Source organism: Flavobacterium glycines (assembly GCF_900100165.1).
In the GTDB taxonomy this organism is placed as follows: Bacteria; Bacteroidota; Bacteroidia; order Flavobacteriales; family Flavobacteriaceae; genus Flavobacterium; species Flavobacterium glycines.
Window position 1 is genome coordinate 1,127,750 of the sequence record NZ_FNEO01000001.1, and the last position, 21,758, is coordinate 1,149,507.

Below are 21,758 nucleotides of genomic sequence, written 5' to 3' on the forward strand. Positions count from 1 at the left end.
TTGTTTACTTAAGATTAATTTATTGTCAACATAACAATGACTTAACATTAACTTAACATTGTCATCTGAACTTTGCCAAAAAATAAATCAAGAGTAAAAAATGAAAAAATTTTTATTTACAACTGTACTATTTGTTTCGTGTTTGGTTAATGCGCAAAGTGTTGATAAAGTTGCAGTTGCAAAAGAAGTGGTTCGTGTTTTGGATTCCATTAATAAAGTTAAAGCTGCAGAAGAAGCTGCTAAGCCTAAAAAAGAGCACTGGTATGATAATATCGGTTTAAGAGGTTATGCACAAGTAAGATACAATGGTTTGTTGTCTACTAATGATAAAGTATCTTGTGATCAGTGTGATAAATCCTGGGGAACTACTTCGACAGCTCCGGATGCAAAATCAAATAACGGTCTTTTTATCCGACGTGCCCGTTTAGTGTTTTCAGGACAAATTCATCCAAATGTTTACATTTATATTCAACCGGATTTTGCCAGTTCACCAGCTTCCGGAGTCAATCATTTTGTTCAATTAAGAGATGCTTATTTCGATTTGTCATTTGATAAAAAGAAAGAATTCAGAGTTCGTTTAGGACAAAGTAAAGTACCTTATGGTTTTGAAAACATGCAATCCAGTCAAAACAGATTGACTTTAGACCGTAATGATGCTTTGAATAGTGCTGTGGCGAATGAGCGTGATTTAGGTGCGTTTTTCTACTGGGCTCCAAGTGAAGTGAGAGAGCGTTTTGCCATGTTGGTTAAAGATGGTTATAAAGGTTCCGGAGATTATGGAGTATTTGCTTTTGGTGCTTACAACGGACAAACAGCTAATAAATCAGAAGCTAACAGAAATTTACATGTTGTAACCAGAGTGAGTTATCCTTTTGTAGTAGGAAATCAAATTATTGAGCCGGGTATTCAGGCGTATACAGGGAAATGGGCTTTTACAAATGAACTTTCTACAGGTGTAACTACAGCAAACAAGCTAAATACTTTGGACCAAAGGGTTGCTGCTTCTTTTATATTGTACCCAAAACCATTTGGAGTGCAGGCAGAATATAATATAGGTAAAGGTCCTCGCTATAATAAAGTGACAAATTCAGTTGATGTTTCCAGTTTAGAGGGAGGTTATGTGACTTTGAATTATAAATGGGATTTGCCTAAGAAACAGCTTTTGTATCCGTTTGCTAAATTCCAATATTACAACGGAGGTAAAAAGTTTGAAAAAGACGCCAGAAGTTATGTAGTAAGAGATTATGAATTAGGTTTAGAATGGCAGCCTTTTAAAGCATTTGAATTAGTTGCAGAATGGGTAATTGCAGATCGTACTTTTGAAGATAGTGCGCTTCCAAATAATAGACAAAGAGGAAATTTGTTGAGATTACAAGCTCAGTTTAATTTCTAATTTAGAGCTGATTAAGTATCAATTTAATAAAATAATAATAATATTAACTTAACATTGACAAGAGGTATATCAAATACTTTTGTGCTAAAAATAAAACAATAAAAATGAAAAAATCAAATTTAAAATTATTTGCTCTTTTAGCAGTAATAATGACTGTTGGTTTGTCTTTTACAGCATTGAAAAAAATCACGGTGAAAGGATCTGATACGATGGTGATTTTGTCTCAAAAATGGGCAGAAGTTTATATGGCAAAACATCCGGGAACAGTAATTCAGGTTACTGGTGGTGGTTCAGGAGTTGGTTTGGCTGCTTTGTTAAATGGTTCTACAGAAATTGCTAATGCGAGTCGTCCTATAAAACCGGCTGAGGTTCAAAAATTAAAATCAAAATTTAAAACAGCAGGAATCGAAATACCATGTGCTAAAGATGGTTTATCTGTTTTTCTGAATAAGAATAATAAAGTTGCTGAATTATCAATTCAACAGTTAGGAGATATCTATTCTGGTAAAGTTACTAACTGGAAAGAAGTAGGAGGAGATGATGCTAAAATTCGTTTATACGGAAGAGAAAGCAGCTCTGGTACTTTTGAGTTCTTTAGAGAGCATGTTGTAAAAGGTGATTTTGCGGCAAACGTACAAACTTTGCCTGGAACTGCTGCGATTGTTAATGCAGTAGCTAAAGATAAATACAGTATTGGTTATGGTGGTGCAGCTTATGCTGAAGGTGTGAAAGATTGCAAAGTGAAAAAAGATGCAAAAAGTAAAGGAGTATTGCCTACTGCTGCTACAATCAAAAATAAAACTTATCCTATTTCAAGATATCTTTTTATGTATTTGAAATCTAAGCCAACAGGTGAAACTAAGGCATTTATTGATTGGATTTTAAGTCCTGAAGGGCAAAAATTAGTTGTTGAGACAGGTTATTTTCCAGTAAAATAAAACATAAATAAATGAATACATATCCTTTATCGGGGATGCCGATAAAGGATATGTTGTATTTATAAATTAATGAATTTTAAATATTCAAAATGAATTCTCAAGTTCCGACTAAACAAAATTTCACCAAAGAAAGTTTGAAGAAACAATTCAGACTTTCGGAGTTTCTTGCTGAAAAAATAATTTCTTCTGTTGCTTTTCTGTCAATTGCGATTATTTTTCTGATTTTTATTTTTGTTTTTAAAGAGTCTTTGCCAATTTTTTCTCAGGGAAAAGAATCGGTTAAAACTGAAATGCAACAATCAACGGCATCAAATGATAAACCGGAATCCTATGGAGCTGAAACGGAAAGTTTACAGCCTGAATCTTATGGAGGTGTAGAAAAAGAAGAATTACAACCGGAGTCTTACGGTGGTGTAGAAAAGGAGGAGTTGCAACCTGAATCATACGGCGGAGTTGAAAAAGAAAATTTACAGCCTGAATCATACGGTGGTGTAGAAAAAGAAGAATTGCAACCGGAATCTTATGGTGGCGTTGAGGTTGAGCCTTTGGTAGCTGAAGATAATTCGGCAGCAACTGCTGAGGTTAAGGAAGAAAAAGAAAGTTCCATTTGGGATAGTTTGTTAACTCCGGATTGGGTTCCTGTTTCTGAAAATCCAAGGTTTGGATTGTTAAGTTTGCTTATTGGTACTTTGAAAGTGACTATTATTTCCATGTTAATAGCAGGACCTATTGCAATTTTGGCAGCGCTTTATACAGCTTGTTTTGCGTCTAAAAGAACTAAGGAAATAATTAAACCTATTATCGAAATGCTTGCGGCTTTTCCATCAGTGGTTATCGGTTTTTTTGCCTTGATGATTATGGCTACTTTTTTTCAGGATATATTTGGATACGATTCGCGTTTAAATGCATTTGTTGGTGGTGTAGCTATGGCTTTAGCATCTATTCCAATTATTTATACTATTTCTGAAGATGCGCTTTCTTCTATTCCAAAAACATACACGGAGGCTAGTTTAGCGCTTGGGGCTAATAAATGGCAAACCGCTTTTTATGTGGTGTTACCTGCCGCTACTCCTGGAATTTTTGCTGCCTTATTATTAGGTGTGGGAAGGGTTTTTGGTGAAACCATGATTGCTTTGATGGCAACGGGTAATGCTGCTTTGATGTCGGCAAATCCATTTGAGAGCGTGCGTACTTTTGCCGCTACTATCGGAGCTGAAATGGCAGAGACTGTTTTTGGAGAAACGCATTACAGTGTGTTGTTTTTTATTGGTTCATTGCTATTCATTTTTTCTTTTGGATTAAATGCATTGGCAGAATTTTATGTAAAAGGTAGATTAATTAAGAAATTTCAAGGGAAATAATCATGAATACAGCGACTAAAGAAATTAACAGTTCCCTGCTTTCGACTCAAAATAAAAATACCGACATTAAAGGGAAGCTTATTGTTGGAGTTACTCAACTGGCAGTTTTTACTATAATTGCAGTTTTGTTTATTATTTTAGGGATTATAGTTTATGAAGGACGTGAGAAATTTTCATGGGAATTCATCAGTTCTTTTCCAACAAACGGAATGACCGAAGGGGGAATTTTTCCTGCTTTGATTGGAACCTTCATTTTGGTTATTGTAATGTCAATTGCAGCGGTACCTTTTGGGACTATTACAGCCATTTATTTGACGGAATATGCCAGTGAAAGTTCAAAATTTGCTGCGGCAGTTCGTTTTTCTGTTCGTACTTTGGCCGTAGTGCCTTCAATAATTTTCGGTTTGTTCGGACTTGGATTTTTTATTCAGTTTATTGGTGCCGGCTTTGATACCGCTTTCAATGGAGGACAATTACGCTGGGGACAACCTAATATTCTTTGGGCTAGTTTAACCATGTCATTATTAACCTTGCCGGTAATTATTGTTTCGGTTGAAGAAGCTTTAAAAACAATTCCGCGTGAGTTACGTGAAGCCAGTTTAGCTTTGGGGGCCACTAAATGGCAAACGATAAAAAATGTGGTACTTCCGGGTTCTATTTCGGGTATTATGACAGGGACCATTCTGGCGGTGAGTAGAGGAGCCGGAGAAGTAGCGCCTATTTTATTTACCGGAGCGGCTTATTATTTAGCTTCATTACCAGGTTCATTGAGTGATCAGTTTATGAATTTAGGATACCATATCTATATTATGGCGACACAATCTTCAGATGTTGAGAAAACGATGCCGATACAATTTGCAACAACATTAGTATTGTTAATTCTTACTTTGTCGCTAAATCTTGTAGCGGTGGTTATTCGTTCCAGAATCAGAAGAAAAGCAAAATAGTTTTTGCATATTAATTAATAAAATTTACTTTTAGATTATAATAAAAATAAAAATGAAAGACATAAAAATACAAGTAAATGATTTGTCATTGTATTACGGTGAAAAGAAAGCGTTAAAAGAAATTACAATGCAGGTACCGGCTAATAAAGTGACGGCATTAATTGGTCCTTCAGGTTGTGGTAAATCGACTTTTTTAAGATGTATTAACCGAATGAACGATTTGATTCCGAGTGTTTCTATAACAGGTCAGATGCTTGTGGAAGGAGTTGATATCTACGATAAAAATGTTGATGTAGTAAACATCAGAAAAAAGATCGGGATGGTTTTTCAAAAATCAAACCCTTTCCCGAAATCTATTTACGAGAATGTAGCTTATGGCTCGAGAATTAATGGGATTAACGATAAAAATACCCTAGACGAAATTGTTGAAACTTCATTGCGTCAGGCAGCTATCTGGGATGAATTAAAAGACAGATTAGGAGATTCTGCTTTAGGGCTTTCCGGTGGACAACAACAACGTTTGTGTATTGCCAGAACATTGGCAGTAAGTCCGGATATTATTTTGATGGATGAGCCTGCAAGTGCGCTGGATCCAATTTCTACTTCAAAAATTGAAGAATTAGTTCACGAATTGAAAGAGCAATATACAATTATTATTGTAACTCATAATATGCAGCAAGCTGCCAGAACCAGTGATCATACCGCTTTCTTTTACATGGGTGAATTGATAGAAATGGGTAAAACAAACGAAATTTTCACTAAGCCTGAAAAAAAACAAACAGAGGATTATATCACAGGTAGATTTGGATAAAATTATTTAATATCATTAATTGACTTTGAGATATTCATTAATTTTAATCTTAATATTTAAAAAAGAATAGAATGACACACTTTGAAATAGAATTAGATAAACTTAAAAATGTTATTCAAAAAATCGGTGCTTTGGCCGAAAATCAAGTGAGTGAAGCCGTGAAAACTTTACTTTTAGAATCGGCGGCAGAAGGGAAAGAAGTAAAGAAAGTTGAAAGTAAAATTGATAAATTAGATGTCAAGATTGATGAAATTTGTCAAAGAATTTTTGCTTTACAGCAACCTGTTGCTTCTGATTTAAGATTTATCATGGCCTCTATGCAAATAAGCAATGAGATAGAAAGAATTGGTGACTTAGCAATTAGCATCATTAAGAAAACCAAAAACATCAAGGAAAAGCATGATTTAATCAGTAAGTTTGAAATCGGAGAGATTGCAAGAGAGGTTGAAATTGTTGTGTTAAAAACAAATGAAAGTTTTTTAACAAGAGACTCTGAAATTATTTCTACTATCTTTTCGTTAAATAATGCTATTAAAACGAGAGTTGACGATGTTATTGCAGCTATTATTGGTGAAATGAAGGCAAATTCTAAAGTAGTTGTGTCAGGTACAAATCTTGTTTTAGTTTTGAAGCATTTAGAGCGTATTTCTGAACACTGTAGCAATATTGCTGAATCAGTATATTTTATGGTTAATGCTAAAATTATTAAGCATGAAAAGTTTGAGGATTTGTAATTCTTAAGTTTTTACTTTATCAAAAAAGCCAGGTTTTTCAATATGAAAAACCTGGCTTTTTTATTTTTTTTAGGTTGACTAATGATTTCTGTACTATTTTTATCATTTAGTTTATAGTAATTTTTGTTTATGCTCAATAAGTGTTTGTTTAATAAAAAACATTAAAAATTTCAGTCCAGTTGATGTTGGATTTTATTTCTGAAAGTCCTTTGTAATTATCGATTTCACTTAGATTTTCAATACAAAAATCATCCTGAGATGCAAAAGGAACAAGACCTTCTTTTTTTAGTTTTTTGGCTAAGTATAATTGTTCGTATTGACCGGGAGTAGGGATAAAGAAGGCTTTTTTGTTCAGTTTGGCTAAATCCATAATCGAGGTATATCCCGAACGGCAAAGAATAATGTCGCTTTCGTTTAGAGCTTGTTCCAGCTGACGGCTGTGCATGAAATTGTAAAAAGTAATGTTGTCCAGTTGTTCCTTTTTTTGTTCTTTTTCTATAATTCCCTTTATAAAAAGTACTTTCCCATTATAGTTCAGAATCTCTTTTTTAAGTTTTTCTTCCAGCATGCCACGTTGTGGTTCAGGTCCTGAAAGAAGAATCATTAAGTCGTATTTTTTTTCTGTTTTTTTATAATGCATGCGACTTAATGGACCAATGTATTTGATGTTTAAATCAGGGTTTTTCAAATGACTTAATTCGCCGGCTAAATTTATCTCTCCTTCATTGTCCGGAATCCAGCATTCGGTATATTTTCTAATGATATTTTGATGTAAAATACTGCTTAACCAGGTGGTATTCCCGGTTAGTACATTGAGTTGATGTGTAATAAATACCGAAGGTACTTTTTTACTAAAAACTCCAAGTCTGTTATCGGAAATAATGCCGTCGATATCGTATTTCTTAATCCATTTTTTGATTAATTTTTTCTCCTCCAAAATAGCTTCAATCATTTTTGGACAATTTTTCAAAAGTTTCCATTTAAAATATTTGCCGTTTTTGGCATATTCTATTTGGTAAGAAGGCAGTTCGAGAAATTTTAAATAGGGAAATTCTTTTTTTAATAAATCTAAAGCAATGCCATCTGAAGCAACAATTGGGATGAAATTATTCTCCTGTAAGGCTTTAATGATAGGAATACAACGGGTAGCATGTCCTAGGCCCCAGTTTAACGGAGCTACCAGGATGGTTTTGCTTGGTGTATTTAAATTCATAGTTTAATCATTTTTGATAAAAATACTTAAACAAAGTTTTTGTAAACAGACTTATGAATTATCAAACTATTAAGTTATTATTTCCTGATGTAATAAAAAAGACACTGCTAAATAACAGTGTCTTTTTAGAAAAGTATAGTAAAAAAGATTAACCTTCTTTAGTAACAATTTGCATGGTTTCAGTACCTAATTGTTTTAATAATACTGTTTTTCCTTCCACTACAGTCTGAGCGGCAGTATCGTTAAAATGTCTGATAGTGTACAAAGTAACATTTTCGTTGTAACCCACTTTGAATTTTTTAGACAAAATAGCAAGCAAGTCTTTAAAGTTACCAAATTTATCTTCAACACATACTGAGAAACTGATCGCTGAGTTCTGGATTAAGTTTACCTTAATTTTGAATTCATGGAATAAACCAAAAATTTCACTGATGTTTTCTTCCATAATGAATGAAAAATCAATGGAAGAAAGTGAAATTAATAATTGCTCTCTTTTTACAATAAAGCAAGGCATGAACGGCTCTAAAGTAGCTCCTTTGCTAACAACAGTTCCTTTTAATAAAGGATTGATGAATGATTTTACGTGTAAAGGAATTTCCTTTTTTTGTAATGGTTGTAATGTTTTTGGGTGAATAACCGTTGCTCCGTAAAAAGCCAATTCGATTGCTTCTCTGTAAGATATTTGGTTTAACAAACTTGCGTTTTCAAAATATCTTGGGTCGGCATTCATAACTCCAGGAACGTCTTTCCAGATAGTAACGCTTTCGGCATTTAAGCAATAAGCAAAAATAGCGGCAGTATAATCAGAACCTTCACGACCTAAAGTAGTAGTGAAGTTGTTTTCGTCAGAACCTAAGAATCCCTGAGTGATGTTTAAGCTTTTGGTTTTGATGTTTTTAGAAATATTGCTTTGAGTCAATTCCCAATCCACTTCGGCATCACGGTAGTTGTTGTTGGTTTTGATATAATTACGAACATCAATCCATTGGGTTTCAATCCCCATGAAATTCATGTAATAACTCAAAACAGTAGTCGAAATAATTTCTCCCATACTTACAATTTGATCATAAACAAAGTTGTAATTAGGTGATTTATTATGAGCTAAGAAATATTCCAAATCAGAAAAATGTTCATTTACAGCAGCAAAAACAGCGTGGTTTTCGTCTTCGAATAAATCCAATAAGATTTGGTTGTGGTATTTTTTTATTTCCTGTACCGATGCGTTAAGTTCAGGAGATTTATCAAAATAATTTTTGATTACTACCTCTAAGGCATTGGTTGTTTTACCCATTGCTGAAACAACTAATAATACATCCTGATAACCTGCTTTTTGTAAAACGTCGTATACGTTTCTTATTCCGGCAGCATCTTTTACTGATGCTCCACCAAATTTAAATACTCTCATATTTTATTTTTTCTAATATTGTTTTAATCTGTTTTTAATAAAATCAGCAATTCCGGCTTCGTCCATTTGGGTAACATGCCATTCTTTTAATACTTTGGCTCCTGTTTTTTCATAAAAATCAATAGCAGGCGTGTTCCAGTTAAGTACATTCCAGTCTATTCTTTTTACGTTGTCTCTTTGAGCTTGTTTGATAATTTCGGAGTATAACGCATAACCCACTCCTTTGCCCCGCATATTGTTTTTTACTATCAAATCTTCAAGGTGGATTATTTTTCCTTTCCAGGTTGAATATCGGTAATAATAAAACGCAATTCCTACAATCTCTGAATCTCTCTCGGCAACAAAAACGTGAAATAATGGTTGGTCTCCAAAACCATCTCTAATTAAATCTTCCGCTGTTACAATAACAGCATCCGGTTCTTTTTCAAATTCCGCCAGCTCCTGAATTAATTTAAGAACCGCCTTCATGTCTTCTTTTTTACCTACTCTAATATTCATAGATTCGTATTTTTTGGTTTAAAATTTGACAATAAGGCTTTCCTGAAATCTGTTAGACTGCTAATTATTAGCAAATATACAATACTGCCAAACTAAGTAAGTTTTATTGAATCATTATCACAAAAAAAACGATATTTGTTACCTCAAATACAATTATATCGATTTCGTAAATGGAAGAAAGAGCAACTACCTTAGGAGAGTTTATTATTGACAACCAAAAATCATTTCAATATTCATCAGGAGAATTATCCCGAATAATCAATTCAATACGTCTGGCGGCAAAAGTTGTAAGCTACAAAGTGAACAAAGCAGGATTAGTCGACATAACAGGGGCAGCCGGAGAAACTAATATTCAGGGTGAAGACCAACAAAAATTAGATGTTTATGCGAATGAAATTTTTATTCAGACTTTAAAAAATCGTGAAATCGTTTGTGGAATTGCATCGGAAGAAAATGATGAGTTCATTACGGTAGAGGGGAAAGATAAAAGTCACAAGAATAAATATGTGGTTTTGATGGATCCGTTGGATGGTTCGTCTAATATTGATGTGAATGTTTCTGTAGGAACGGTTTTTTCGGTTTATCGAAGAGTTACGCCTATAGGAACTCCGGTGACTCTTGAAGATTTTTTACAGCCGGGAACCATGCAGGTAGCCGCAGGTTATGTAATTTATGGTACATCAACTATGTTAGTTTATACCACAGGGCATGGTGTAAATGGCTTTACTTTAAATCCGGCAATTGGTACTTTTTATCTGTCGCATCCCGATATGAAATTTGCTCCTGATGGTCATATTTATTCTATTAACGAAGGACATTATTTTCAATTTCCGCAAGGGGTTAAAGATTATATAAAATATTGTCAGGCCGAAGAAGGAGATCGTCCTTATACTTCAAGATATATTGGTAGTTTAGTTTCTGATATTCACAGAAATATGATAAAAGGAGGAATTTATATTTATCCTACAAGTTCTAAGGCACCGAAAGGTAAATTAAGATTGCTTTACGAATGTAATCCAATGGCTTTTATTGCTGAACAGGCCGGAGGAAAAGCATCGGATGGATTTAGACGAATTATGGAAATAAAACCAACAGAATTACACGAGCGCGTTCCGTTTTTCTGTGGAAGTTATAATATGGTTGCTAAGGCTGAAGAGTTTATGCTGAATGCTGCTAAATAATAGTATTCCAAATAACATAAACAAAAAAGCTCTTGAAATTTCAAGAGCTTTTTTGTTTTATTTAATAAGTAAAAATTACTTGTGCATGTTTTGCATCTCGTAAGCAAAAGTGTCAAAATCTACTTTTTTATCTACTAATGATAAGGCTTTTGCAACAATATGACCAGCATTGCTTGGAGTAAAACCTAAACCAATAGCAATTTTCTTTAAAACTATTTCTTGTTTATCTCCTAATTGATGGTCAACATGAACCATTCTGGCTAAATCGTATAAACGCTCTAGTCTTTGAGAATATAGATAAGGAGGGTTGATTGGGTTAACTGTTGGGTTTTCTAAAATTTCTTCATATTCTGAAGTTGAAATTTCAAGTTTTGTAGCTAATTTGTCCAGGAAATTTTTTTCTTCCTTTGAAACAATACCATCAGCTAAGGCAACACGAACAATCGCAGAAAAATGACCTTTATTTCTTTGTTTAAACTCGCTATCAAATAAATCTGAAAATGACATAATAATTGTGTTTTTTATTAGACAAATATAATTCAATTTTTAAATTATTAATTTTCTTTTGAATTTTATTTAATGAGAAATCTAATTTAGAATGAAATTATTCTCAAGGAATTGGCGGATTGAATTGAGGAGTTTCAAAATTAATCGTAAGTTTACATCCCCTATCAATTAATAATACCTATGATGTCCCAATTTTTAATCTATTTTCAATTAGGATTAAAACATATTTTAAATATCTATTCCTACGATCATATACTTTTTTTAATAGCATTGGTAATTCCGCTTTCTTTTAAGGATTGGAAAAGAATTTTGTTATTGATTACTTCATTTACATTAGGACATACTGTGGCTTTGTTGTTAACTTTATATGGAATTATAGCGGTAAAGGTAACTGTAGTCGAACTGTTGATTCCAATTACAATTTTAATAGTTGCTTTGTTTCATTTGTTTACTGCAGGTAAATCAGGTAAAAAGGAAAGTCTTAATTTGGTTTTTTTTATTACGCTTTTCTTCGGAATCATACATGGTTTAGGGTTTTTAAATTATTTCAGAAATATGCATCATGGGGCTTCAGTTTCAAAATTATTAGCGATATTAGAATCGTCATTAGGAATTGAAGCAGCTCAGTTAGTTGTTGTTTTAGTTGTTTTGATTTTGTCGTATATAGTGCAAACGGTTTTTAGATTTTCTAAAAGAGATTGGGCATTAGTGATGTCGGCATTTATTATTGGAATAGTTTTGCCAATAATTTTGGGAAATGAAATTTGGTTAAGATAGATTATGGAACAAAAAAAATTAAATAAATACGATAAGGCTTATCTTCGAATTGCCAGGGAATGGGGGCTTTTATCGTATTGTAAACGCAAACAGGTAGGTGCGATTATTGTAAAAGACCGAATGATTATTTCTGACGGGTATAATGGAACACCTACAGGATTTGATAATTGTTGTGAAGATGAGGAAGGTTTGACAAGATGGGATGTTTTGCATGCTGAAGCCAATGCGATTCTTAAAGTAGCACGTTCTACGCAGTCCTGCGAAGGAGCAACTTTATATATTACACTTTCTCCGTGTAAAGAATGCAGTAAATTAATTCATCAATCAGGGATTAAAAGAGTAGTGTTTCAAAATGGTTATCGCGATGATTCAGGAATTCAATTTTTAAAAAAAGCCGGGGTAATTGTAGATCATATCCAGGAATTAGAAGATTAAAGTGAAAATAAATTACAAATACCGGCCTATTTATATTAGTATTATCCTGTCTATTGGAATACTTATAGGTGGTTTTTTGAATTTTTCGAATCAAAATCAATTTTCGGATGTCAATAATTCGAAAGCTAAACTCAATAAATTAATTGATTTTATCAATAATGAGTATGTTGATGAGTTGAATACCGATTCTATTGTTAACAGGACTGTAGATAATATTTTGTCACAATTAGATCCGCATTCTGTCTACATTCCTGCAAGTGAACAAGAAGAGGTTGCTCAAAATATGAAAGGCGATTTCGTGGGTATTGGTGTTCGTTTTTACCTGTATAAAGATACTGTAGCTGTTGTTGAGTCGATGGCAAATGGTCCTTCTGCTAAAGCAGGAATTAAAGCCGGTGACCGAATTTTATATGCGGATGATGTGAGGTTGTTCGGGCGAAAATTACCAACAGATTCTTTGTTCTCAAAATTTAAAGGAGCCGAAGGTTCACAGGTGGTTCTTACGGTTTATAGAAAATCAGAAAAGAAAAAAATAAACTTTATCATTAAAAGAGGGGTTGTTCCTTTGAAAAGTGTTGATGTTGGTTTGATGTTAAATGCGTCAACGGCTTATATTAAAATCAATCGTTTTGCCGAAACTACTTATGAAGAGTTTAAATCTAATCTGATTCGTTTAAAAAAACATGGGGCTAAAACTCTGGTTATTGATCTTCGTGATAATGGCGGAGGCTATATGGAAGAGGCAATTGAAATTGCGGATGAGTTATTGGCTAACAGAAAACTAATTGTATTTACTAAAAACAAAAAAGGAAAAATAGATAAAACCTACGCAACTGAAAGGGGGGATTTTGAAAGCGGAAATTTATTTGTTTTGATTAATGAAAATACCGCTTCGGCAAGTGAAATTCTGGCTGGTGCAGTTCAGGATAACGATAGAGGGACAATTGTAGGTCGTCGTTCTTTTGGAAAAGGTCTGGTACAACGCGAAATAGATTTTGATGATGGTTCGGCAGTGCGATTAACAGTTGCGCGTTATTATACGCCTACAGGAAGGTCAATTCAAAAACCGTATGTAAAAGGGGAGGAGCAATACTTTAAAGAATCCGAAGCGCGATTTAAAAACGGTGAATTGTATGATAAAGAATGTATTGAAGTAGATGATAGTTTGAAATTTAAAACACCAAAAGGAAAGATTGTTTATGGCGGAGGTGGAATTGTTCCGGATATTTTTGTGCCGCTTGAGTTTGAACATGCCGATGAAGCAACTTTGTACTTAATGGAATCCGGAATTGTTGGTAATTTTGTTTTTGAACAATTGGATAAAAAAAGAAATACTTTCAAAGGGCTTTCTTTTGAGCAATTTTTAAAGAAAATGAATGCTACAGATGAATATTTTAATGTGTTTGATAAGTTTTTATCCAAACATATTCCTGGGATACAGTTAGAAAAGGGTAAATCTGTTGTGAAAAGACATCTAAATGCTGAATTTGCTAAACAATTGTATGGGGAAAAAGCCTATTATGATATTCTTTTAAAGAATGATGTGATGATAAAAACAATTTTGGCAAAAAAATAGCAATTGTTGGTTTGTTTTTATCGGATACTATCGTGTGAATGTGTTTGAATACCATTGTTCCATAAAGTAAGAATGTCTGTGGCAACAGCTGCGCCACTTCCGGCAGCAATGGCTAATTGGCTTCTCCAGCCTGCTAAAGTTCCAATAACATAAATCCCTTCGGCTACTAAATGGTCCGTGTTTATTAATTGTATTCGTTGTTTTTCAGGAAGTGCTTTCTGATGCGGAATAACATATTGCATCAATCCTTCTATAGCAAAAGTGTTTGCTGAACCAATACCTATTACAATGGCTTTTGTTTGGTAGTTGTTTTTATTGGTAATAACAGTAAAGTTGGATGCTTCTCCTTCAATACGAAGTACTTTTTCGTTTTGAATTTGTGTAATATGAGGATAGCTTTGGTCTAAATGAGCGATGCTTTCACTTAGTAATTCCGATCCAAGTTTGCCTGCGGGAATTCCATATGCGTTGTTAAACAAAGCATCCTGAAGGGAAGAAGATTTTTGGTGTGAAAAGATGCCGATTTTTTTATCGGATACGAATTTTTTGTTTTTGGCAGAACCAAGTACTAAAGCGCACGACATTCCGGAAACTCCACCTCCAATAATTAAAACGTCAAACATATAATTATAGTTTGTCGTTCATTTTGTCTTCTATTTTTTTAGATAATCTAAAAATAATTAGAATTAAGATGGCGCAACAAGAAGCGGCAATTCCAATAAAAGCCACTGCATTATCTTCCTTAAAAAGATTACTGAAATCTAATTGAGTAATGTTGAAAATAACAAGTGCTGCGGCTAGAAACACTAAGATGTTAGTAAAGATTTTCATGATGTTTATTTTGGCTTGTAGTTTAAATAAATCTGTTTGTTAAGTTAAGATGTTCTTTTTTAGCAAATTCAGATTGTTTCTACATGCTAAATTATGGGGTAAAATTAAAAAAAAATAGTTTAGAGCAATACTGCTTTAACATTAGGAACTTATAATTTAACAGCTAAATGTTAAAAAGTGTTATTATCTGTCTGTTTGTGAGCGAGTTGCTTGTTTTTATCCTGCCGTTTTAGTTGTAAGGAATAGTTTGTTTATTTGTTTTAAAAAGTCCTTTTTTAAGTTAAATCCGGGATAAATGAATTGAAGTTTAGTGTTGTGAGTTCGTGTTTGACTATCTTTGCACTTTATAAATTATACTAGAGCAACCCATGTTTCAATTAGGAAAAACGATAGTTTCAGAAGATATTTTAGAGAAAGAATTTGTATGTAATTTATCAGCTTGTCACGGAGCCTGCTGTGTTGATGGTGATGCGGGTGCGCCTTTAAATGAAGAGGAAACTAAAATTTTAGAGGAAATATTTCCTAAAGTAAAACCTTTTTTACGAAAAGAAGGAATTGAGGCTATTGAAGCTCAGGGCACCTGGGTAAAAGGGACTGACGGAGATCTTGAGACGCCATTAATTGATAATAAGGATTGTGCTTATGTGATTTTTGATGGTAAAACCGCACTTTGCGGTATTGAGCAAGCCTATAATCAGGGGATTGTTGACTGGAAAAAACCGGTTTCCTGTCATTTGTATCCAATTAGAGTAAAAGATTTTACCGAGTTTGCAGCTGTTAATTATGATAAATGGGATATCTGTGATGATGCCTGTTCTTTAGGTAAAGAATTAGAAGTTCCGGTGTATAAATTTGTCAAAGAGGCTTTGATTAGAAGGTTCGGCGAAGACTGGTATTTAGAGCTCGAAATAGTAGCTCGTGAATGGGCAAAAGTCAAGTCAAAATAAACTGTTTTTTTCTTGTTTCGTATTGTTTAAATCCTATATTTTACGGCACTTTTCGATGTTTTTGTGTTTTTAATTTGTTGATTTTAAGACTGTTGGTTGATTTGTAAAAAGAAGACTAGTTTTTGGTTTTTGTTAAAAACTAGAGGTTATTGTGAATAAGTTTGACTTTTAATTACCGCAATATTTCACAATCTTTGTAAAGCTTCAAAAAGCAAAAAACTATCCTTAAATCTCATTAAAAATAGAATTACAATGTCGCAAATTGAACCAATTTTACAAGAGAATAAAAATCGTTTCGTAATATTTCCAATTAAACATCACGATATCTGGGAGTGGTATAAAAAAATGGAAGCTAGTTTTTGGACTGCTGAAGAGATTGATTTGTCTCAGGATTTACACGATTGGAACAATAAGCTAAATTCAGATGAGAAATATTTTATCAAACATATTTTAGCTTTCTTCGCTGCTTCTGACGGAATTGTAAATGAAAATTTAGCTGAGAATTTTGTAAATGAAGTACAATATGCTGAGGCAAAATTTTTCTATGGTTTCCAGATCATGATGGAAAATATTCATAGTGAAACGTATTCCCTTTTGATTGATACTTATGTAAAAGACGAAAAAGAAAAAGATGAGTTGTTTAATGCACTTGAAGTTTTTCCAGCTATTAGAAAAAAAGCGGATTGGGCTTTAAAATGGATTGAATCTGATTCTTTTGCTGAAAGATTAATTGCTTTTGCAGCTGTAGAAGGAATCTTCTTCTCAGGTGCTTTCTGTTCTATTTATTGGTTGAAAAAACGTGGTTTAATGCCGGGATTAACGTTTTCTAATGAATTGATTTCCCGCGATGAAGGTGTTCACTGTGATTTTGCTGTGCATTTACACAACCACCACTTGATAAATAAAGTTTCTAAGGAAAGAATTAAAGAAATTATCGTAAATGCTTTAGATATTGAAAGAGAGTTTATCACTGAATCTCTTCCGGTTAGTTTGATTGGTATGAACGCTGGTTTGATGACGCAATATTTAGAGTTTGTTACTGATAGATTGTTAGTGGAATTAGGATGTGAAAGAGTATACAATACTGCTAATCCATTCGATTTTATGGATATGATTTCGCTTCAGGGAAAAACAAATTTCTTTGAGAAAAAAGTATCCGAATATCAAAAAGCGGGAGTTTTAAACAGTGGAAAAGCTAATGATTCTGATGCTCAGGAAATTTCATTCGACGCTGATTTTTAATATTTAGCGACTAAATTTTAAGAAAAAAAGACTCGTTTTTCGGGTAAAAAATAATTAAAGCCTTGTGCTTTAATGCCTGCCGGGCACAAAACAAGATTACAAATAACCAAAAACAGCGAAGGGATTCCCTGTTTTACAAAACCCAAAACTTATGTACGTAGTAAAAAGAGACGGCCACAAAGAGCCAGTAATGTTCGACAAAATCACAGAAAGAATTAAAAAACTTTGCTATGGTTTAAATGATTTAGTGGATGCCGTAAAAGTGGCAATGCGCGTGATTGAAGGATTATATGATGGTGTTTCTACGTCAGAGTTAGATAATTTAGCGGCTGAGACTGCAGCATCGATGACTATTGCGCATCCTGATTATGCTCAGTTGGCAGCGAGAATTGCAATTTCAAACTTGCATTCGAATACAAAAAAATCATTTTCGGAGACTATGACCGAAATGTATCATTATGTGAATCCAAGAAATGGTCAGGCGGCTCCGTTAATTTCGGATGAAGTATTTAAAGTAATCCAGGAAAATGCGGCTTTCTTAGATTCTCATATTATTTACACAAGAGATTTTAATTACGATTATTTTGGTTTCAAAACTTTAGAGCGTTCTTATTTATTGAAAATAAACGGGAAAATTGTTGAGAGACCACAACATATGTTAATGCGTGTGGCTGTTGGAATTCACTTAGATGACTTACAGGCTGTTTTAGAAACTTACGATTTGATGTCTAAAAAGTTTTTTACGCATGCAACACCAACATTATTCAACGCTGGTACACCAAAACCTCAAATGTCTTCTTGCTTCCTTTTGGCAATGCAGGATGACAGTATTGACGGAATTTACGATACTTTGAAGCAAACGGCTAAAATCTCGCAATCAGCGGGAGGAATTGGACTTTCTATTCATAACGTTCGTGCTACAGGTTCTTACATTCGTGGAACTAACGGAACGTCTAACGGAATTGTTCCGATGTTGAGAGTATTCAACGATACGGCTCGTTATGTAGACCAAGGTGGTGGAAAACGTAAAGGTAGTTTTGCGATTTATATCGAAACCTGGCATGCCGATATCTTCGAATTCTTAGACTTGAAAAAGAATACCGGAAAAGAAGAAATGCGTGCGAGAGATTTATTCTTCGCGATGTGGACTTCTGATTTGTTCATGAAACGTGTACAGGAAGACGGACAATGGACTTTAATGTGTCCTAACGAATGTCCTGGATTGTATGATGTTTATGGAGACGAATTTGAAGCTTTATATACCGATTATGAAGCCAAAGGAAAAGGTAGAAAAACGATCAGAGCACGTGAATTGTGGGAGAAAATCCTGGAATCTCAAATTGAGACAGGAACGCCATACATGTTATACAAAGATTCTGTTAACCGTAAATCAAACCAAAAGAATTTAGGAGTTATTCGTTCTTCTAACTTGTGTACTGAAATTATGGAGTACACTTCTAAGGACGAAATTGCGGTTTGTAACCTGGCTTCGCTTTCATTGCCAATGTTTGTTGAAAACGGTGAATTTAACCATGAAGCTTTATTTAATGTAACGAAACGTGTTACCAGAAACTTAAATAAGGTTATTGACAGAAACTACTATCCGGTTCCGGAAGCAGAGAATTCGAATCTTCGTCATAGACCGGTTGGTTTAGGGGTGCAAGGTTTGGCCGATGCTTTCATTATGTTGCGTATGCCGTTTACCAGTGATGCTGCTAAAAAACTGAATCAGGAAATTTTCGAAACTCTATACTTTGCAGCTGTTACCGCTTCTATGGAAATGGCTAAAGAAGAAGGACCATATTCAACTTATGAAGGTTCTCCAATATCTAAAGGAGAATTCCAACACAATATGTGGGGCTTGAATGATGAGGATTTATCAGGCCGTTGGGATTGGGCTTCATTAAGAAAAGAAGTGATGGAACACGGTGTGCGTAACTCTTTATTGGTTGCTCCAATGCCTACTGCTTCTACGTCTCAAATTTTAGGTAATAACGAAGCTTTTGAACCATATACTTCTAATATTTATACCCGTCGTGTATTATCAGGAGAATTTATTGTAGTAAACAAACATTTATTGCATGATTTAGTAGAGCGCGGATTGTGGAATGAAAGTTTGAAACAGGAAATTATGCGTCACAACGGATCAGTTCAAAATATTGATGTGATTCCACAAGACTTGAAAGAGTTGTACAAAACTGTTTGGGAAATGTCAATGAAAGACATTATTGATATGTCTCGTCAGAGAGGTTATTTTATTGATCAATCACAATCATTGAACTTGTTTATGCAGGATGCTAATTACGCTAAATTAACATCAATGCACTTCTATGCGTGGCAATCTGGATTGAAAACAGGAATGTATTATTTAAGAACTAAATCGGCTGTGGATGCAATTAAATTTACTTTAAATAACGATAAAAAAGAACAGCCAGTTGCTGAAGAAATAAAAACAGAGGCGATTGATATTGAAGATTATAAAAAGATGATTTTGCAGGCACAAGCTGGTGGTCCTGAGGATTGCGAAATGTGTGGAGCCTAATTTTTGATTATTAATTCAAAATAAGTTTAGAAAACAGTCATCATTTGATGGCTGTTTTTTTTTTATGCTGTAATTGTAAAAGTGGAATTATTATTCGAAAAATTGCTAATAAATCATTACATTTGAGAGAGTTAAGTTTTGTTTCTCACTCCTAAAATCTATGGTTATGAAAAATGCAGAATTTTCAATATCCGACGATTTACTCGCTACCCGATTTCAGCGTTTTTTAAATCTAAGTATCGACCTGATGTTTATTTACATCCTTGTGTTAAGTTTAGGGACAACAATTATTTTGGTTGCTTTGTCTGCCAATAATTTTGAACTTTCTAATTGGATAGAAAATCTCAATAAAGTTGAAATAGGTTTTTATTCAGCGATTGTTGCTTTTTTGTATTATTATTTTACCGAAGTGTATTTTTCACGAACTATCGCTAAGTTGATAACACATACAATTGTTGTTACTGCTGATGGTACTAAACCATCTAAGAAGCGTTTTTTTGTCAGAAGCTGTTGCCGATTTATCCCTTTTGAAGCTTTTAGCTTTTTTAGTGAAGTTCCAAGAGGCTGGCATGATTCTTTTTCAGAAACTTATGTGGTTAAAAAACGTAAGCTGGCTAAAAAGCGTAAAGATTTTGAGCCTTTTGTTGATGTGATTAAGACTTAGAGTTATTCTTTTCTCTCACCAATTTGTTGTCTCCACATAGCATAATAGAGCCCTTTTTCGTCTAATAAATCCTGATGTTTACCTTGCTCGATAATTTCTCCCTGTTCCAAAACAAATATTTTATCGGCATGCATAATCGTGGATAAACGATGCGCAATCAATACGGTGATTTGGTCTTGTTTTGACGATATACTGCGAATGGTTTTGGTGATTTCTTCTTCGGTAATCGAATCCAATGCTGAGGTCGCTTCGTCAAAAAGCAATAAGTGGGGTTTTCTCAGCAAAGCTCTGGCAATAGAAAGGCGTTGTTTTTCTCCTCCCGATACTTTAACACCTCCTTCTCCAATAGTGGTGTTGATTCCTTTTTCGGCACGTTTGAGTAAATTTTGACAGGCCGATTTTTGTAAAACATCATGTATTTCTTCATCGGTGGCATCGGGTTTTACAAAAAGCAAATTGTCTTTTATTGTTCCCGAAAATAATTGAGCGTCCTGAGTTACAAAACCTAATTGCTGTCTTAATTCGTTAAGGTCAATTTCTTGGGCATTTTTCTCGTTATAAAAAATAGTGCCTTCGGCAGGATTGTATAAGCCTACCAGCATTTTTACCAAAGTCGTTTTTCCACTTCCTGACGGACCTACGAAAGCGATGGTTTCTCCAACTTTCGCTTCAAATGAAATGTTTTTTACTGCGTAGTTTTTAGCTGTTAGATGTTTAAAAGAAACATTTTGGAAACTTAAATGATTAATCGGTCCGATAGTTTTAGGGTTTTTCGGTGTTTTTTCAATTTTAGCATTCATTAAATCGGCAAAATTATCCATAGATGCTTTTGTTTCGTTGTAAGTTGCAATTACATTACCCAATTCCTGTAACGGATTAAACAAAAAGAACGAAAAGAACATCAGTGTAATTAAATCTCCGGGTTTTATAATATCGTGAAAAATAAACAGGTAAAGTGCAAAAACCAAAGAGGTTCTCATAAAATGAACGGTTGTGCCTTGTATAAAACTCAACGAACGGATAAAACGTACTTTTTTAAGTTCTAATCCAAGGATTTTGACTGTTGTAGCATTCAATCGGTTGACTTCCTGTTGGGTTAATCCCAAACTTTTTACCAATTCTATATTTCGTAAAGATTCGGTTGTAGCTCCAGCCAAAGCGGTGGTTTCACCTAAAATTTCTCTGGATATTTTTTTGATTTTCTTTCCTAAAAAAGAACTTACAAAAGCTATTACAGGTACGGTTATCAGGAATATTGGACCTAAAAGCCAATGGATGCTCACGGCATAGACTACCACAAAAACAATCCCTACAATCGATTGAAAAATTAAGGAGATGGATAAGGTTATGAATTTTTCGCAGTCTATTTTTACTTTTTGTAGTTTTCCCAGAGTTTCTCCACTGCGCTGGTCTTCAAAATCCTGAAAAGGTAATTGCAGTGCTTTTTGGATTCCGTCGGTGTACATTTGGGCACCTGTACGCTGAATGATAATATTGGTAAAATAATCCTGAAAGTTTTTGGCAATTCTGGAAGCCATTGCAGCTCCTAATGATAATAATAACCAGCCTGAAACAGCTTTGATAAAACTACCCTGATTATGACTAAAGTTAGCAACTCCAACACCGCATTCGTTTAACAGTTTACCAATGATTATTGAATCGTATAATGAAAAACACTGATTTACGGTGGCTAAGAATAAGGCAATGTATAAAAGTGTTTTGTGTGTTTTGATATAGTTATATAAGATTTTCATTT

Annotated in this window: 21 protein-coding genes; 14 read left to right on the forward strand and 7 right to left on the reverse strand. The window is 33.9% G+C overall.

Annotated features, from left to right (window positions below):
* Window positions 1-100: 100 nt before the first annotated feature.
* The 6 genes from BLR17_RS04470 (at window position 101) to phoU (ending at window position 6,184) form a co-directional block, all read left to right on the forward strand.
* Window positions 101-1,393 (forward strand): porin, encoded by a 1,293-nt coding sequence (locus BLR17_RS04470; RefSeq protein WP_066327355.1) that lies wholly within the window; start codon window positions 101-103, stop codon window positions 1,391-1,393.
* Window positions 1,394-1,497: 104 nt separating this feature from the next.
* Window positions 1,498-2,331, forward strand: a complete 834-nt coding sequence (locus BLR17_RS04475) for a phosphate ABC transporter substrate-binding protein (RefSeq protein ID WP_066327353.1) — start codon at window positions 1,498-1,500, stop codon at window positions 2,329-2,331.
* An 89-nt stretch (window positions 2,332-2,420) separates the two neighbouring features.
* Complete coding sequence (gene pstC, locus BLR17_RS04480; protein ID WP_066327350.1) at window positions 2,421-3,692, forward strand: phosphate ABC transporter permease subunit PstC; 1,272 nt, start codon at window positions 2,421-2,423, stop codon at window positions 3,690-3,692.
* Window positions 3,693-3,694: 2 nt separating this feature from the next.
* Complete coding sequence (gene pstA / locus BLR17_RS04485; RefSeq protein WP_083189304.1) at window positions 3,695-4,639, forward strand: phosphate ABC transporter permease PstA; 945 nt, start codon at window positions 3,695-3,697, stop codon at window positions 4,637-4,639.
* 52 nt (window positions 4,640-4,691) lie between these two features.
* Window positions 4,692-5,450: a phosphate ABC transporter ATP-binding protein PstB gene (gene pstB / locus BLR17_RS04490; RefSeq protein ID WP_083189302.1), complete on the forward strand. Its 759-nt coding sequence runs from the start codon at window positions 4,692-4,694 to the stop codon at window positions 5,448-5,450.
* Window positions 5,451-5,521: 71 nt separating this feature from the next.
* The gene (gene phoU / locus BLR17_RS04495; RefSeq protein WP_066327347.1) at window positions 5,522-6,184 is read left to right on the forward strand and encodes a phosphate signaling complex protein PhoU; all 663 of its coding nucleotides are present in this window, start codon (window positions 5,522-5,524) and stop codon (window positions 6,182-6,184) included.
* Between the two features lie 148 nt (window positions 6,185-6,332).
* On the opposite strand, the gene BLR17_RS04500 is transcribed toward phoU, so the two are convergent.
* The 3 genes from BLR17_RS04500 to BLR17_RS04510 form a co-directional block, all read right to left on the reverse strand.
* The gene (locus BLR17_RS04500) at window positions 6,333-7,397 is read right to left on the reverse strand and encodes a glycosyltransferase (protein ID WP_066327345.1); all 1,065 of its coding nucleotides are present in this window, start codon (window positions 7,395-7,397) and stop codon (window positions 6,333-6,335) included.
* 148 nt (window positions 7,398-7,545) lie between these two features.
* Window positions 7,546-8,802: an aspartate kinase gene (locus BLR17_RS04505; protein ID WP_066327343.1), complete on the reverse strand. Its 1,257-nt coding sequence runs from the start codon at window positions 8,800-8,802 to the stop codon at window positions 7,546-7,548.
* A 12-nt stretch (window positions 8,803-8,814) separates the two neighbouring features.
* Window positions 8,815-9,300 (reverse strand): GNAT family N-acetyltransferase, encoded by a 486-nt coding sequence (locus tag BLR17_RS04510; RefSeq protein ID WP_066327341.1) that lies wholly within the window; start codon window positions 9,298-9,300, stop codon window positions 8,815-8,817.
* Window positions 9,301-9,470: 170 nt separating this feature from the next.
* Here BLR17_RS04510 and fbp point away from each other — a divergent pair, with 170 nt between their 5' ends.
* Window positions 9,471-10,481 (forward strand): class 1 fructose-bisphosphatase, encoded by a 1,011-nt coding sequence (gene fbp / locus BLR17_RS04515; RefSeq protein WP_066327339.1) that lies wholly within the window; start codon window positions 9,471-9,473, stop codon window positions 10,479-10,481.
* A 75-nt stretch (window positions 10,482-10,556) separates the two neighbouring features.
* Here fbp and BLR17_RS04520 read toward each other — a convergent pair whose 3' ends face one another.
* A complete protein-coding gene (locus BLR17_RS04520; protein WP_066327337.1) occupies window positions 10,557-10,988 on the reverse strand; it encodes a fructose 1,6-bisphosphatase in 432 nt (143 codons plus the stop codon).
* Between the two features lie 183 nt (window positions 10,989-11,171).
* Here BLR17_RS04520 and BLR17_RS04525 point away from each other — a divergent pair, with 183 nt between their 5' ends.
* From BLR17_RS04525 to BLR17_RS04535, 3 genes are read left to right on the forward strand one after another with little or no spacing between them, the layout of a single operon-like run.
* On the forward strand, window positions 11,172-11,765 hold the full coding sequence (locus BLR17_RS04525; RefSeq protein WP_066327336.1) for a HupE/UreJ family protein: 594 nt from the start codon (window positions 11,172-11,174) through the stop codon (window positions 11,763-11,765).
* Between the two features lie 3 nt (window positions 11,766-11,768).
* Window positions 11,769-12,200 (forward strand): deoxycytidylate deaminase, encoded by a 432-nt coding sequence (locus BLR17_RS04530; protein WP_066327334.1) that lies wholly within the window; start codon window positions 11,769-11,771, stop codon window positions 12,198-12,200.
* A gap of 1 nt (window position 12,201) precedes the next feature.
* On the forward strand, window positions 12,202-13,776 hold the full coding sequence (locus BLR17_RS04535) for a S41 family peptidase (protein ID WP_066327332.1): 1,575 nt from the start codon (window positions 12,202-12,204) through the stop codon (window positions 13,774-13,776).
* A gap of 17 nt (window positions 13,777-13,793) precedes the next feature.
* Here the strand turns inward: BLR17_RS04535 and BLR17_RS04540 are convergent, their stop codons facing one another.
* Window positions 13,794-14,399, reverse strand: coding sequence for an FAD-dependent oxidoreductase (locus BLR17_RS04540; protein WP_066327331.1), 606 nt, complete (start codon window positions 14,397-14,399; stop codon window positions 13,794-13,796).
* A 4-nt stretch (window positions 14,400-14,403) separates the two neighbouring features.
* On the reverse strand, window positions 14,404-14,607 hold the full coding sequence (locus BLR17_RS04545) for a hypothetical protein (RefSeq protein ID WP_066327329.1): 204 nt from the start codon (window positions 14,605-14,607) through the stop codon (window positions 14,404-14,406).
* A gap of 368 nt (window positions 14,608-14,975) precedes the next feature.
* On the opposite strand from BLR17_RS04545, the gene BLR17_RS04550 reads away from it, so the two are divergent.
* The 4 genes from BLR17_RS04550 (at window position 14,976) to BLR17_RS04565 (ending at window position 20,002) form a co-directional block, all read left to right on the forward strand.
* On the forward strand, window positions 14,976-15,554 hold the full coding sequence (locus BLR17_RS04550) for a DUF3109 family protein (RefSeq protein WP_066327327.1): 579 nt from the start codon (window positions 14,976-14,978) through the stop codon (window positions 15,552-15,554).
* Window positions 15,555-15,806: 252 nt separating this feature from the next.
* Window positions 15,807-16,796 (forward strand): ribonucleotide-diphosphate reductase subunit beta, encoded by a 990-nt coding sequence (locus tag BLR17_RS04555; protein WP_066327325.1) that lies wholly within the window; start codon window positions 15,807-15,809, stop codon window positions 16,794-16,796.
* A 151-nt stretch (window positions 16,797-16,947) separates the two neighbouring features.
* Window positions 16,948-19,338, forward strand: a complete 2,391-nt coding sequence (locus tag BLR17_RS04560; RefSeq protein ID WP_066327322.1) for a ribonucleoside-diphosphate reductase subunit alpha — start codon at window positions 16,948-16,950, stop codon at window positions 19,336-19,338.
* Between the two features lie 166 nt (window positions 19,339-19,504).
* Window positions 19,505-20,002: an RDD family protein gene (locus BLR17_RS04565; protein ID WP_066327584.1), complete on the forward strand. Its 498-nt coding sequence runs from the start codon at window positions 19,505-19,507 to the stop codon at window positions 20,000-20,002.
* A 2-nt stretch (window positions 20,003-20,004) separates the two neighbouring features.
* Here BLR17_RS04565 and BLR17_RS04570 read toward each other — a convergent pair whose 3' ends face one another.
* Complete coding sequence (locus BLR17_RS04570) at window positions 20,005-21,756, reverse strand: ABC transporter ATP-binding protein (protein WP_066327320.1); 1,752 nt, start codon at window positions 21,754-21,756, stop codon at window positions 20,005-20,007.
* Window positions 21,757-21,758: the final 2 nt, after the last annotated feature.

What these genes read in the sequence shown, in the direction of transcription:
- BLR17_RS04470 (WP_066327355.1), top strand. Translation starts at nt 101, where the DNA reads ATGAAAAAATTTTTATTTACAACTGTACTATTTGTTTCGTGTTTGGTT.
- BLR17_RS04475 (WP_066327353.1), top strand. Translation starts at nt 1,498, where the DNA reads ATGAAAAAATCAAATTTAAAATTATTTGCTCTTTTAGCAGTAATAATG.
- pstC (WP_066327350.1), top strand. Translation starts at nt 2,421, where the DNA reads ATGAATTCTCAAGTTCCGACTAAACAAAATTTCACCAAAGAAAGTTTG.
- pstA (WP_083189304.1), top strand. Translation starts at nt 3,695, where the DNA reads ATGAATACAGCGACTAAAGAAATTAACAGTTCCCTGCTTTCGACTCAA.
- pstB (WP_083189302.1), top strand. Translation starts at nt 4,692, where the DNA reads ATGAAAGACATAAAAATACAAGTAAATGATTTGTCATTGTATTACGGT.
- phoU (WP_066327347.1), top strand. Translation starts at nt 5,522, where the DNA reads ATGACACACTTTGAAATAGAATTAGATAAACTTAAAAATGTTATTCAA.
- BLR17_RS04500 (WP_066327345.1), bottom strand. Translation starts at nt 7,397, where the DNA reads ATGAATTTAAATACACCAAGCAAAACCATCCTGGTAGCTCCGTTAAAC.
- BLR17_RS04505 (WP_066327343.1), bottom strand. Translation starts at nt 8,802, where the DNA reads ATGAGAGTATTTAAATTTGGTGGAGCATCAGTAAAAGATGCTGCCGGA.
- BLR17_RS04510 (WP_066327341.1), bottom strand. Translation starts at nt 9,300, where the DNA reads ATGAATATTAGAGTAGGTAAAAAAGAAGACATGAAGGCGGTTCTTAAA.
- fbp (WP_066327339.1), top strand. Translation starts at nt 9,471, where the DNA reads ATGGAAGAAAGAGCAACTACCTTAGGAGAGTTTATTATTGACAACCAA.
- BLR17_RS04520 (WP_066327337.1), bottom strand. Translation starts at nt 10,988, where the DNA reads ATGTCATTTTCAGATTTATTTGATAGCGAGTTTAAACAAAGAAATAAA.
- BLR17_RS04525 (WP_066327336.1), top strand. Translation starts at nt 11,172, where the DNA reads ATGTCCCAATTTTTAATCTATTTTCAATTAGGATTAAAACATATTTTA.
- BLR17_RS04530 (WP_066327334.1), top strand. Translation starts at nt 11,769, where the DNA reads ATGGAACAAAAAAAATTAAATAAATACGATAAGGCTTATCTTCGAATT.
- BLR17_RS04540 (WP_066327331.1), bottom strand. Translation starts at nt 14,399, where the DNA reads ATGTTTGACGTTTTAATTATTGGAGGTGGAGTTTCCGGAATGTCGTGC.
- BLR17_RS04545 (WP_066327329.1), bottom strand. Translation starts at nt 14,607, where the DNA reads ATGAAAATCTTTACTAACATCTTAGTGTTTCTAGCCGCAGCACTTGTT.
- BLR17_RS04550 (WP_066327327.1), top strand. Translation starts at nt 14,976, where the DNA reads ATGTTTCAATTAGGAAAAACGATAGTTTCAGAAGATATTTTAGAGAAA.
- BLR17_RS04555 (WP_066327325.1), top strand. Translation starts at nt 15,807, where the DNA reads ATGTCGCAAATTGAACCAATTTTACAAGAGAATAAAAATCGTTTCGTA.
- BLR17_RS04560 (WP_066327322.1), top strand. Translation starts at nt 16,948, where the DNA reads ATGTACGTAGTAAAAAGAGACGGCCACAAAGAGCCAGTAATGTTCGAC.
- BLR17_RS04565 (WP_066327584.1), top strand. Translation starts at nt 19,505, where the DNA reads ATGAAAAATGCAGAATTTTCAATATCCGACGATTTACTCGCTACCCGA.
- BLR17_RS04570 (WP_066327320.1), bottom strand. Translation starts at nt 21,756, where the DNA reads ATGAAAATCTTATATAACTATATCAAAACACACAAAACACTTTTATAC.